General features: G+C 41.9%; 9 protein-coding genes. 1 reads left to right on the top strand and 8 read right to left on the bottom strand.

Features of this window, described 5'->3' with window-relative positions; translation table 11 throughout:
* Window positions 1-15: 15 nt before the first annotated feature.
* From GLP24_RS13130 to lptD, 6 genes are all read right to left on the bottom strand, one after another.
* Window positions 16-834, bottom strand: a complete 819-nt coding sequence (locus GLP24_RS13130) for a symmetrical bis(5'-nucleosyl)-tetraphosphatase (protein WP_152654003.1) — start codon at window positions 832-834, stop codon at window positions 16-18.
* A 50-nt stretch (window positions 835-884) separates the two neighbouring features.
* Window positions 885-1,301: a Co2+/Mg2+ efflux protein ApaG gene (gene apaG / locus GLP24_RS13125; protein WP_233462193.1), complete on the bottom strand. Its 417-nt coding sequence runs from the start codon at window positions 1,299-1,301 to the stop codon at window positions 885-887.
* Window positions 1,302-1,402: 101 nt separating this feature from the next.
* Window positions 1,403-2,224, bottom strand: a complete 822-nt coding sequence (gene rsmA / locus GLP24_RS13120) for a 16S rRNA (adenine(1518)-N(6)/adenine(1519)-N(6))-dimethyltransferase RsmA (RefSeq protein ID WP_101769206.1) — start codon at window positions 2,222-2,224, stop codon at window positions 1,403-1,405.
* Window positions 2,221-3,213: a 4-hydroxythreonine-4-phosphate dehydrogenase PdxA gene (gene pdxA / locus GLP24_RS13115; RefSeq protein WP_101769269.1), complete on the bottom strand. Its 993-nt coding sequence runs from the start codon at window positions 3,211-3,213 to the stop codon at window positions 2,221-2,223. The genes rsmA and pdxA overlap by 4 nt, the downstream gene beginning before the upstream one ends.
* A gap of 10 nt (window positions 3,214-3,223) precedes the next feature.
* Entirely contained in the window at window positions 3,224-4,531 is a 1,308-nt protein-coding gene (surA, locus tag GLP24_RS13110; RefSeq protein WP_232576143.1) for a peptidylprolyl isomerase SurA, read from the bottom strand.
* Between the two features lie 47 nt (window positions 4,532-4,578).
* Window positions 4,579-6,978 carry an LPS assembly protein LptD gene (lptD, locus tag GLP24_RS13105; protein WP_152654001.1) on the bottom strand — a complete coding sequence of 800 codons (2,400 nt, stop codon included), beginning with the start codon at window positions 6,976-6,978 and terminating at the stop codon, window positions 4,579-4,581.
* 170 nt (window positions 6,979-7,148) lie between these two features.
* Here lptD and djlA point away from each other — a divergent pair, with 170 nt between their 5' ends.
* A complete protein-coding gene (gene djlA, locus GLP24_RS13100) occupies window positions 7,149-7,994 on the top strand; it encodes a co-chaperone DjlA (protein ID WP_101769209.1) in 846 nt (281 codons plus the stop codon).
* Between the two features lie 79 nt (window positions 7,995-8,073).
* On the opposite strand, the gene GLP24_RS13095 is transcribed toward djlA, so the two are convergent.
* Window positions 8,074-9,027, bottom strand: a complete 954-nt coding sequence (locus tag GLP24_RS13095; RefSeq protein ID WP_232602979.1) for a D-2-hydroxyacid dehydrogenase — start codon at window positions 9,025-9,027, stop codon at window positions 8,074-8,076.
* A 552-nt stretch (window positions 9,028-9,579) separates the two neighbouring features.
* On the bottom strand, window positions 9,580-12,501 hold the full coding sequence (gene rapA / locus GLP24_RS13085) for an RNA polymerase-associated protein RapA (protein WP_232616135.1): 2,922 nt from the start codon (window positions 12,499-12,501) through the stop codon (window positions 9,580-9,582).
* Between the last annotated feature and the right edge of the window lie 245 nt (window positions 12,502-12,746).

Raw genomic sequence — 12,746 nt, 5'->3', positions numbered from 1 at the left:
TTTTATAACTACTGATCAGGCGTAGAGTGGACACTCTGTCACAAATCGTTGTCCATCTTCCCAGCGTAGCATGGTTAAGCTATTGCCCCATACGCAACCAGTGTCTAAACCAATACAGTGTTCATCCTGATGACCCATCAATGCTGCCCAATGGCCAAAGACAATGGTTTTTCCTAATGGTTGATCTCGTTTAACGTCAAACCAAGGGATCAGATTACCGACAGTGGGATCGTTGGGTTGTACTTTGCAGTGCATATCCAATCGACCTTGAGGATCGCAAAATCGCATTCTCGTAAAGCTGTTGATCGTAAATCGTAGCCGTTCTAAGCGCGAAAGATCCTCTTGCCACCAATCAGGACCATCACCATACATGTTTTTTAGCAGCCACAAGTAATCATCAGACTGAAGTAATTGTTCAACTTCTTGAGCATGTTGACGTGCTTGTTCAAGTGTCCATTGTGGTGTGATACCGGCATGCACCATCACCAGTGGATAGTGAGGATGCTCGGCTAGTAGTGGCTGGTGGCGTAACCAGTTAAGTAATTCTGGTCCGTCTTCTGCAGTGAAAATTTGATGAATATTATCACTTTTTTTAGCGCGTGCGGGTTGATGTGATACCGCTAATAAATGCAGATCATGATTGCCCAATATTACCGTGGCATGATCACCTAATGCTTTCACAAAGCGTAATGTTTCTAAAGATTCTGGTCCGCGCGCAACCAGATCGCCAGCAAGCCATAAATGATCATTAAGGGGATCGAAATTAGCTTGTGCCAGTAATTTTTTTAAATCGGGTAAACAGCCTTGAATATCACCGACAAGATAAGTCGCCATGGTGCTCCCATTATTAATACGTTAATTAATATGAAATTAATCATATTAGGTTAATGAAGAATGTTCGGTATTGCTAGTCGAAATGGTGCAATCTCAACTTTAAATACATTACCCGTATCATCTTCCATAGTGTATTGACCCTGCATAACACCAACGGGCGTTTCGATGACGGTGCCACTGGTATAAGTGAACTCATCTGCAGCATTAATATGTGGTTGTTGACCGATAACGCCATCGCCTTCAATAACCATTTTTTTATTATTAGCATCAGTGATTAACCAATACCGCTTAAGTAAATGGGCGTTGCCTCGACCTAAATTTTTGATGGTGATGGTGTATGAAAAGACATAGCGTTGCAGTTCAGGTTGTGATTGTTCTGTAAGATAATGGCTTATAATGTGGCATTTAATCGTGGGGGGAGATGAGAGACTCACTGGCAATATCCTTTGCTGATGATTTATTCTCATTTTAGTATTGTTAGCTGATAAATAAAGAAAACCCTGCCTAACACGTGACATGTTACACAGGGTTCTGATGTTATGTGCGCCGTTGTTAATGCGCGATAACGTTATTGCTCTTCTTTTTGGAAATTAACGTCAAGCCAATTCGCCATAGCAACAAATTGTTCAACCGTAATGTTTTCAGGGCGATGACCAGGGTTAACGCCTAGCGCTTCAAGTTGCTCTGGAGTGAACAAGCCTTTGTAACAGTTACGAATTGTTTTACGACGCTGGTTGAAGCCTTCACGACACACACGATCTAACCATTTACGGTTAGTACATGGGAACGGTAATACTTCATATGGTGTTAAACGTACTACGGCAGAATCTACTTTTGGTGCTGGTACAAAAGATTCTGGCGGCACTTCAAGTACAGGCATCACTTTACAGTAATACTGTGCCATCACCGTTAGACGACCATAAGCCTTACTACCTGGACCTGCCGCTAGACGATTAACCACTTCTTTTTGAAGCATAAAGTGCATATCTAATACGTCTTTATGGAACTCAAAAATGTGGAACATCAACGGGGTTGAGATGTTATAAGGCAAGTTACCGAAGATACGCAGCTTGTTATTCGGTTGAATAAGTTGCGTAAAATCGAAGCGCATTGCATCGCCTTCATGGATCGTTAGTTTTGAGGCAAGATCGGGGTGGTTGCGTAAACGCTCTGCCAAATCTCGGTCAAGTTCGATAACAGTAAAGTTATCAACTAACTTGCCAACATATTCAGTGATTGCACCAAGGCCGGGGCCAATTTCTACCAAGTTTTGGCCTGGTAAAGGGTTAATCGCTGACACAATGCCATCAATAATGTATGGGTCTTTTAAAAAGTTTTGGCCAAAGCGCTTACGCGCGCGGTGACCTAAGTGGACTTGATCGCTGCTCATGCTTGTTTTTCTACCAATTCGAGGGCGTGGGATAGCGCTGTCCGAAGGCTACCTATGTCTGCTTGCCCAGTACCTGCGAGTTCCAGTGCGGTACCATGATCTACTGAAGTTCTGATAAAGGGAAGTCCCAACGTAATGTTGACAGATTTACCGAAGCCTTTGTATTTTAGCACCGGTAACCCTTGATCGTGATACATGGCTAATACCGCATCGGCATTAGCTAAATATTTTTCTTGAAAGATGGTATCAGCCGGTAACGGCCCGATAAGATCCATACCTTCTTGTTGACGTAGTTGCTCTAATGTTGGAGTAATGGTGTTAATTTCTTCCATTCCCAAACAGCCATCTTCACCTGCATGAGGATTGAGCCCACAAACATAAATTTTTGGGAATTCAATGCCAAATTTAGTGACTAAGTCGGCGTGCAAGATACGAATAACTTGTTTGAGCCGAGGTTCTGTAATGGCCTTTGCGACACAGTTTAAAGGAATATGGGTTGTTACTAAAGCAACGCGTAAACCTTCAGTTGCGAGCATCATAACAACTTGCGCTGTATTTGATTGCTGCGCAAAAAACTCAGTGTGACCACTAAAAGAAACCCCAGCGCGGTTGATTATCCCTTTATGAACGGGGCCGGTAACAACCGCTGCGAATTCACCATTCATACAGCCTAAGGCTGCACGCTCTAGTGTCGCTAATACATAGAGACCATTTTGCTCGTTAAGTTGCCCGGAGACAACCTTAACAGCACTATCAACCTGAACCACTGTCATGGTGCCGGCTTGATGCGGCTGAGTGGTTAGCTCGGGTTGATAAGGTAAAATGGTTAAAGGTAAACCTAATTGAGCCGCACGTTCTACCATAACCTGCGCATCAGCACAAATGACAAGTTGGTGCGGCCAATGTTGTTGGCACAAGGCAATGACTAAATCAGGGCCAATTCCGGCCGGTTCACCAGGGGTGATGACAATCCGTTGTATGTTAGTCATATGCTTGTTATTAGCCATTATTTACCTTATTCATTTGTTCGATATATGCACCCGCACGTAGGTCTTGTAACCAGGTTTGTGCTTCTTCATTAAACTTACGATTAAATAGGATTTGAGCCGCACGATTTTTTAATGCCGCTTCAGTACGATCGACATTACGACGACCTTCTACTTCAACAATGTGCCAGCCAAACTGTGATTTAAACGGTTGGCTAATTTTATCTATCGGTAATGTTTCTACTTCTTTTTCAAAAGCTGGTGCATAGATTGACGGTACTTGCCAGCCTAATTGGCCACCATTCACCGCAGAACCAGGATCTGCGCTGTATTGTTTTGCTGCTGCTGCAAATGTTTCTTTGCCGCTAATGATTTTTTGACGAATCGTTTCTAGTTCACGTTTTGCAGCCGCATCACTGAGAATAACAGAGGTTTTAATTAAAATATGGCGTGCTTTTACTTCAACTACAGAAACTGTTGGCATACCTTTAACGTTATTAATTTTTAAAATATGGTAACCAACACCACTACGGAAAGGACCGATGACACTGTCTTTGCTACTGGTTTTAATTTGGTCAGCAAAAATCGTTGGCATTTCTTCTTTGCTCATCCAGCCCCATTCGCCACCTTTCAGTGCTTTAGGGCCTTTTGAATAACGGTAAGCCAATTCAGCAAAATTAGCGCCTTTTTTTAGCTCGGCATAAATTTTATCCGCTTCTTGTTTGGCTTTTTCGCGGGTGGCTTTATCTGCATCGTCATCAACGGCAATTTGAATCTGACTGATGTTATATTGCACATTTTGTTGGGTTTGTTTTGCTAATTGCGCTGCTAGGTTGTCCACTTCCTGAGGAAGAATATTCACTCGCTTACGAACAATAATAGTGCGTGCTTCAGAGGCTAGCATATCGTTACGTAATTGTTCACGGAACATAGGGTAGCTAATACCCGCACTGGCTAAATCTTGACGCAATTGCGCTACGGTCATTTTACGTTGTTTAGCAACATCAGCAACTGCTTGATCTAGTTGGCTTTCATCAATTCGTAAACCCAGTTGTTTCGCTTGTTGGATCTGCAAATTCTCCATAATCAATTTATCCATCACTTGCTGACGTAAAATATTGTTAGGAGGCAGTTGTTGGCCTGCTGCTTCAGCATTAAGATGAACGGTTTTCAGCATTGCATTAACGTCACTTTGTAAAATAACGCCATCATTAACTGTGGTTACAATTTGATTTAATTCTTGCAGTTGGGGAGCCGCAACTGCTGTTGCAGTCATACCCATTAGCATTACGCTTAGCGCCGAATACTTCCACTTTTTCATTTATAGTCCGTCATGTTGAGTGGCGATATGTATTATCGCCACGATCATTAATTTTTAAGTGTGAATGGGTCTGCATAACCCAGAATATTGCCGCCATCATCTGAAGCTTGACCAATTGGTCGCGCACCTTGAAGTCCAAGGAGACTAAACGAGAAACTAACATTGCTGTCGTATTCGGTAAAATCCTGGTTCAATGGATCTTTTGCATAGCGATTATAGCTTAAACCTATCATCCAACATGCAGAGCGGTAAACTAAACCTACACGGCTCTCTAGCATTTTATTGACATTCATATCTTGGAAATAATCCGCGGTAATATCAATGTTGTCGTTAATAGGGAAACCTGCAGATAAGCCTAATTGTGAAATACCGTCACGTTTACCATTAACTTCAACATTAGGATTCTCAACATATTTAGTTAAGTAACTACTTGATACATAGCGATAACTTGGCTGAACAAAAACTCGTCCATTACGGTATTCAACCGCAGTACTGCCTTGCTGAACCTCATTTTCACTTGAGTCATATTGCATTGAACTTTTGAAGAACAAATTATCGTCAAGGTTAAATTCAGTTTCTAGTGCCGTTGCAGAATAACTTTTTGCTTCAGTGCCATCAGCGATGGGTTTATCAATATAGAAAATTTGACCCAATGAAAGGGTAAAACGTTCCTTAAAGTTTGCATCATAGTAACGCGTTGTGGCACCGACCGTAAATTGGTTCGCTGGTGCGATGTAATCATGACCACTATATGTTCTATCACTAAACAGGCCATAATAGTCTTGTTGTAAACGGGTTGAGTCGTAGCCTCCACCGTTATAATTAACCGGGTTATAGATGCCACTTTGGTCAACATTTTTAACGTATAAATATTGTAACTGTGGCTCTAAGCTTTGGGTGTAATGTTCGCCCATAATTGAGGTGTCACGCTCAAAATACAAGCTACTGTTGACTCTGAATTCTGGCACCGTACGATTAGCTGTTTTATCGAGAGTACTTAATTTTGAATTTTCATTAACATCAAATTGTTGGTTGTAATGGGCATACCTTAATTTAGCTTGGGTGGTGACAGACCACCAAGGCGTTGCATATGGCAAAGTTAATGTTGGATCAAAGGTAACCCGATCAGCTGTTGGTTTAGATCTATCATCGGTATCAAATTTACTGATACTCATCGGTAAACTAAAATCTAAACCATAAGGAAGATCTGATTTATAGTAGGTACTTGATAGTTGAGGCATTAAACGGTATTGCGTGCCTTCGCCACTTGCTGTTAGTGGTTGGAAGTCACGTACCATTAAGCTGGTGTCCCAATTATCATTACGGTACGCCAACGATGCTGTTTGTAGCAGGTTATTATCTTCACGTTGACCGATAATTGAGTCAACGTCATCAAAATATTTAGCATCACTGACTTTGCTGTAATCAATATTCAGTAACCAGTTTTCATCGATAATACCGCTGTGTGTCCATTGGAAACCCCAACGTTTATCATAGTCTTGGTATTTTTTATCGTGACCTAAATATTCACCGATTACTTTACCTTGACCAAAATCAGACAAATAACGAAATTCAGAGGTTAACTGTAATCCTCTGTGGTTCATATACTTGGGGGTGAAAGTTAAATCGTAATTGGGTGCTATGTTCCAGTAAAAAGGTGTTTCTAGCTCCATACCGTTTTTCGAACCGTAGCTAATTGACGGATATAGAAAACCAGTAAGACGTTGATCAGTAACTGGAACACGTAACCACGGTAGATAAAAAATAGGTACATCAAGCACTTCAAAACGGGCGTTATACAGATCGGCAAATGGTGAGTCACCATCACGTTCTAGGCTGCCAGCGGCAAAACGCCAACTTTTATCCTTACTTGGACAGGTTGTATATGTGCCGTCTTTCATCTTATAAAATTGAGTGCCATCAACATTACGACGTTCAATTAATTTAGCGTCACCACGGCCGGCCTGACAGGTCATTTGATAGACCGCATCATTCATTTGGGCATCTTTAGTATCAAGGTCGCTGGTTAAGCTTTTGGCATCAATATCCATGCTACCATCTTGATAGAAAACATTGCCGTTAGCGGTCACAATGTTGGTAGGTTGTTGCAAGGTCGCTTTATCAGCAACAATCGTCCGCGTACCTTGTTTTACGATCACATCACCTGAATATACAGCTGCTGTATTTTGTTGTGCTTCAACACGGTCAGCACTGATATGGATGGGTTCATTATTGGTGTCTTGTTTGCGATCTTTTTCCGGGATGCAGACACCACGTACCATCGCAATTGGATTTTTGTTACCATTAATTGCATTATTAGCTGGATCAGCAATATTTTTTGGGGTGTGAGTATCACCGTTTGTAGGGGTAATATCAGCAGCCATTGCAGGGCCATATAGGGCTAAGCTAATCATGGTGGCTAGTAAACTGTGAGAGGTAAGTGACATCTAATTCAACATTCCTGTATCAATTTGGTGCAAGGCGAATTGTTGCGCTTTTTACAAGCATTCCCGACAAATGACAGCTATCATAATGCAAATTTAACGCGACGGCATCTTTTCAGCGCATGCTGTTGGGTAAACAGTGAAAAAATTAACGAACTACCAGAGAGTATAGAATGCAGAGAACAGGTATATGGGGAAAAATTTTCGGTGCTCTACTGGGATTATTGTTTGGCCCTAAATATATAGGTTTTTTAATTGGCTTATTTATTGGTCATCAATTTGATAAAGCGTATGCCCGCAAAAGGAATGGTGGTTTTAGCGGTTTTGGTGGTAAAAATGCCACTAATGCTGAGCGTCAAGCTGAGTTCTTTAATGCTTGTTTTGCTACCATGGGACACATGGCGAAGGCCAAAGGTCGCGTAACTGAAAATGAAATTCGTGTTGCCAGTACGATCATGGATCGAATGGGGCTACAAGGTGAATCTCGTCGCCAAGCACAAAATGCATTCCGTGAAGGAAAAGAAGATAACTTCCCTCTAGAAGAAACCCTTAACCGCGTTCGTAGTCGTGCTGGACGTGCTGATTTATTACAGTTTTTCTTAGAGCTTCAAATTCAAGCGGCGTTCGCTGACGGTGAATTACATCCTAGAGAGCGTGAGTTATTGCATGTAATTGCACGTTATCTTGGTTTCTCTGAAGCCCAATTAGAGCAACGTTTACAAATGCAAGAAGCCGCATTCCGTTTTCAACAAGGCGGTTATCATCAGCAGCAAGGCGGTAGTTTTAAAGCGCCACCCACTCGTGACCAATTAGCCGATGCGTTTAACGTGTTAGGTGTTAATGATGAAGCATCAGCACAAGAAGTGAAACGTGCTTACCGTAAACAAATGAATGAACACCATCCGGATAAATTGGCAGCAAAAGGTTTACCACCAGAAATGATGGAAATCGCTAAGCAAAAAACCCAAGAGCTACAAGCTGCTTATGATTTGATCCGTAAAGAAAAAGGCTTTAAATAGTCAACTAACGGAAACAATGATTGAACTGTAATAAAAAAAGCGAGCGTAATGCTCGCTTTTTTGTGGCTGAAAATTGAGATTAAAGCTGATTTTTATGGGTGCCTTGATGGAAGCTATTAATATTATCAATCAATTGATTCACTAATGTTTGAATGGCTGAGTCTGATCCCCACGCCACATGGGGCGTTAAAATTAGGTTTGGCAACTGACAATGAGCGATTAATGGGTTTGACGGCAATGCAGGCTCAGTTGTAAATACATCGATACCCGCACCCGCTATTTGGCATGAGAGTAGCGCATCCACTAAGGCTTGTTCGTTAATCAGACCGCCACGGCTGGTATTAATAATTATTGCGCTTGATTTCATCAGTGCCAATTGTGGCGCGGCAATCATATTTTTAGTGGTTGCTGTCAGTGGACAGTGCAAGCTAATGATGTCAGCTTCCCGCAGAACTTGCTCAAAGGGATGGTAGCCATCACGGCATTGGGTTGCCCCTGCATGTTCGGCAAATAGAACGTTCATTCCGAGGGCTTTAGCAACCGTTGCAACGGCTTGACCTAAACTGCCGTTACCCATGATCCCTAAGGTTGATCCTGCGACATCAGTAATGGAATGCGTGAAAAAACAAAATTGTTGCTGATGTTGCCATTCACCGTTAGCAATGTCTTGTTGATAGCCGGCAAGATTGCGTTTGAGGGCAAAGATCATCGCGATAACATGTTCTGGTACCGAGCGAGTGGCATAGCCTTGAATATTGGCGACTTTAATATTGTGACTGCGACAATAGTCGAGATCAACATTGTTGGTGCCTGTTGCGGCAATAGCGATAAATTTAAGTTGTGGTAACTTGGCCAGAACCTGACTATTGAGGACAACTTTATTGGTGATTGCAATGGTAGCGAGTTGTAGGCGCGCAATCACTTGTGATGGTGTAGTTGTAGCGTGCTGATGCCATTGGTGACAAAAAGTTGGGCGAGGAATACTAATGTGTGCAGGTATGGTTCCATGATCAAGAAAAACGATGGTTTCCATGGGTCATCTCAATAAACAATGAATGCAAGCTTTACGCTAGCATTCATTGTGAAAGAAGCCTACCGCTTATGGGTAAATTGTTTGGGTTGGTGCTTGTAGATAAAACTCACACGGTGCAAAAAGATGCATTGGCTTATTAGTTTTAGGGCGAGTAAAGGTTAGCTCTGCTGCGTGTAATAACAGTCGCGGTGATGTCGTAATTGATTCAGCATTGGCATAGAAGTTATCACCTGAAATAGGGTGTCCTAATGCAAATACACTGTCATGGTGCTCAGGTTGACGACCGAGATTAGATAATAAACCTGAAGGTTTGTTGACTGCGATAATATCGTTAGAGAGTATCTAACCAAGGATCGGCTGGTGGATTATAGTTCAATACTAGCAATGGTTTAATGATGCGCACATCGGTGAGAGTGAAAAATTTGGTCAGTAGACTAATATGAATATATTACAAGTGGTATGTCTATAATGTTATAGCCATAAAAAAGCCGCCGATTAAATGTAGTAAACATATAATTGGCGGCTGAATTTTTATGATGAGAACGTTAGTAATTAGTTATGGCTAACAACAATTAAACGTAATGAATCAAGTTGAATTTGCGCTTTGGCGATGTAATCGGTCAAATCTGAAATTTGGGATTCAATTAACTCTAACTCGTCATCACGAATGTTAGGGTTGACGGCTTTTAATGCCAGTAAACGTTGATGTTCAGCTTGTAATGTGGCTTCCATCTCGGCTTGTGCTTGGCTACGAACAGTGACTAATTCTTTGTCAATTTCGCGTTCAGCATGGGCAATTAGCGTATGGATTTCTTTTTGCACTGAGTTAACTAATTTACTGCTCAAATGGCGGTTAATCGGGCTTAACTGACGGTTAAAACTTTCAAACTCAACATTGGCAGAAAGGTTGTTACCTTTGCTATCAAGTAGAATACGAATCGGTGTTTTCGGTAAGAAACGTCCAATACCTGATTGTTTTGGTGCTTGTGCATCAACCACGTAAATCAGTTCTAATAACAATGTACCGACAGGCAGCGCTTTGTTTTTCAGTAATGAAACCGCAGTCGTACCAACACCTTCACTTAATAATAATTCAATGCCACCTTGAATCATTGGGTGTTCCCAGCTGATAAAGTGCAAATCTTCGCGTGACAGTGCAGTGTTACGATCAAAAGTAATGGTGCAACCGTCATAAGGTAAGCCCGGGTAGCTTGCAACCATCATATGTTCTGATGGTGTTACTACAATTGCATTTTCACCTTTATCGTCTTGGTTAAGACCGATAGTATCAAACAAGCCTAGTGCGAAAGAGATTAAGTTGGTATCGCCATCTTTACTGCTGATCTGCTCCACTAACTGTTGAGCAGCTTCGCCGCCGTTAGAGTGGATTTCCAGTAATCGGTCACGACCTTGCTCTAGCTTAGTTTTGAGTTCGTTATGTAGCGCAGCGCTTTGAGTGATCACCGCTTCTAGTGCGTCACTGTCTTGCTTCTCACTGGCAAGTAGCGTGATTAATTCTTCACATACTGCTTCATAAACCGGACGGCCTGTTGGGCAGGTTTCTTCAAAGGCATTTAAGCCTTCGTTAAACCAACGTGCCAATAAAGCTTGTGAGGTACCTTCAAGATGCGGTACGTGGATTTCGATTTCACGTTGCTGACCGATACGATCTAAACGACCAATACGTTGTTCTAGCAAGTCAGGATTGCTCGGTAAATCGAACATCACTAATTGGTTAGCAAATTGGAAGTTACGACCTTCTGAACCAATCTCTGAACAGATTAATACTTGAGCGCCACTTTCTTCCTGAGCAAAATATGCTGCCGCTTTATCACGTTCAATGATTGACATCCCTTCATGGAATACGGTGGCACGAATACCTTCACGCTCACGCAGGGCTTGTTCTAGTGTTAATGCAGTTTGAGCACGAGAACAGATCACCAATACTTTCTCATTACGATTGGCTTTTAGCATATCTAACAGCCAGTTAATGCGAGGATCAAAGTTCCACCATGTGGCTGATTCACCCTCAAAGTCTTGATAGATATCTTCAGGATAAAGCAGTTTAATTGCTTTTTCGTTAATGCTTAGTTTGCCTGACATCATGCCAGCAACACGCATTGCAGTGCTGTATTGATTTGGCATCGGCAATGGGTACATATTAAGGTGACGTTTAGGGAAACCTTTGATCGCTGAACGGGTGTTACGGAATAACACGCGGCCAGTACCATGACGATCCATTAGGTTACGGATCAATTCGTGACGTGCTTCAAGTGCTTCTGCGTCGTCGGCTGTAACTGCATTTTCAATCGCAGTGATCATTGGCTCAACATTCTGACCTGCAAGCAATTCGATTAGGGTTTGCTTAGCATCGCTATCAAGTTTTTTACCTGCAAGTAATTGAGATACAGCATCGGCAACGGGTTCGTATAGACGCTCTTCTTCAACAAAGGCTTCATAATCGTAAAAGCGATCAGGGTCTAATAAGCGTAGGCGAGCAAAGTGGCTTTCACGGCCTAATTGTTCAGGCGTTGCAGTTAGCAGTAATACGCCAGGGGTTTTTTCAGCAATCGCTTCAACGACTTGGTATTGACGGCTTGGACGCTCTTCACTCCACTCAAGGTGATGCGCTTCATCAACAATGAGTAGATCCCAATCTGCATCTAATGCTTGTTCAAAGCGACGACGGCTTTTACGCAGAAAATTAAGTGAACATAATACAAATTGTGCAGTATCAAATGGATTAGCAGCATCCGCTAAAGATTCAACGCAACGTTCTTCATCAAAAATAGAAAAGTGAAGGTTAAAGCGACGCATCATTTCTACAAGCCATTGGTGCTGTAGGGTTTCTGGTACCAAAATCAGAATGCGTTCAGCACGACCAGATAGTACCTGCTGGTGGATGATCATGCCCGCTTCAATGGTTTTACCTAAACCTACTTCATCCGCTAAAAGCACACGTGGTGCATAACGGCGACCGACTTCATGAGCAATGTAAAGCTGATGCGGAATTAAGCCTGCACGCATGCCACATAAGCCACGTAATGGACTTTTTAGTTGTTCATATTGATTTTTTAGCGCGCGGTAACGTAATGCAAATCGATCCATACGATCGATTTGACCTGCAAATAATTTATCTTGCGGTTTATTAAAACGAATTTGATGGCTTAAAAATATTTCACGTAACGCGACATCGCTTTCTTCGGTATCTATACGGGTACCGATATAAGTGATAATTCCTTTATCTTCTTCGATCGCTTCAACTTTTAACGACCAGCCTTCGTGGCTTTCAATCACATCACCAACATTGAACATTACACGGGTAACTGGTGCATCATGTCGAGCGTATAAACGGTTTTCATCTGATGCTGGAAACATCAAGCTAACAGTACGTGGCTCAATAGCGACGACTGTGCCCAAACCTAAATCACTTTCTGTATCACTGATCCAACGTTGACCCAAAGCAAATGGCATAGTGCTAAAAACCTTCTAATTATTTGATATAAAGGAAAATGTTATAATTCGCGTTGTCAGTTTATCGTCTATAATAAAACTAAATGCATAGATGAATAATATGACATACGCATAATTCAAAATGGGGGAGTCATGTTACTGCATGATGTGATTAAGGTCACGGTGAAAGTGTGTAAAAGAAGCGTGAGTATTAATGTCATTTTAGTTTAATCAATAGATGCTTTAATTGTTATGAACGCTGATCG

Source organism: Photobacterium carnosum (assembly GCF_021236965.1).
GTDB classification, from domain to species: Bacteria; Pseudomonadota; Gammaproteobacteria; order Enterobacterales; family Vibrionaceae; genus Photobacterium; species Photobacterium carnosum.
Note: the sequence above shows the minus strand (reverse complement) of the source record. Positions and strands in the feature narration are given on the sequence as shown.

Coding starts and splice junctions, on each gene's coding strand:
- GLP24_RS13130 (WP_152654003.1), bottom strand. CDS start 834: ATGGCGACTTATCTTGTCGGTGATATTCAAGGCTGTTTACCCGATTTA.
- apaG (WP_233462193.1), bottom strand. CDS start 1,301: ATGAGAATAAATCATCAGCAAAGGATATTGCCAGTGAGTCTCTCATCT.
- rsmA (WP_101769206.1), bottom strand. CDS start 2,224: ATGAGCAGCGATCAAGTCCACTTAGGTCACCGCGCGCGTAAGCGCTTT.
- pdxA (WP_101769269.1), bottom strand. CDS start 3,213: ATGACTAACATACAACGGATTGTCATCACCCCTGGTGAACCGGCCGGA.
- surA (WP_232576143.1), bottom strand. CDS start 4,531: ATGAAAAAGTGGAAGTATTCGGCGCTAAGCGTAATGCTAATGGGTATG.
- lptD (WP_152654001.1), bottom strand. CDS start 6,978: ATGTCACTTACCTCTCACAGTTTACTAGCCACCATGATTAGCTTAGCC.
- djlA (WP_101769209.1), top strand. CDS start 7,149: ATGCAGAGAACAGGTATATGGGGAAAAATTTTCGGTGCTCTACTGGGA.
- GLP24_RS13095 (WP_232602979.1), bottom strand. CDS start 9,027: ATGGAAACCATCGTTTTTCTTGATCATGGAACCATACCTGCACACATT.
- rapA (WP_232616135.1), bottom strand. CDS start 12,501: ATGCCATTTGCTTTGGGTCAACGTTGGATCAGTGATACAGAAAGTGAT.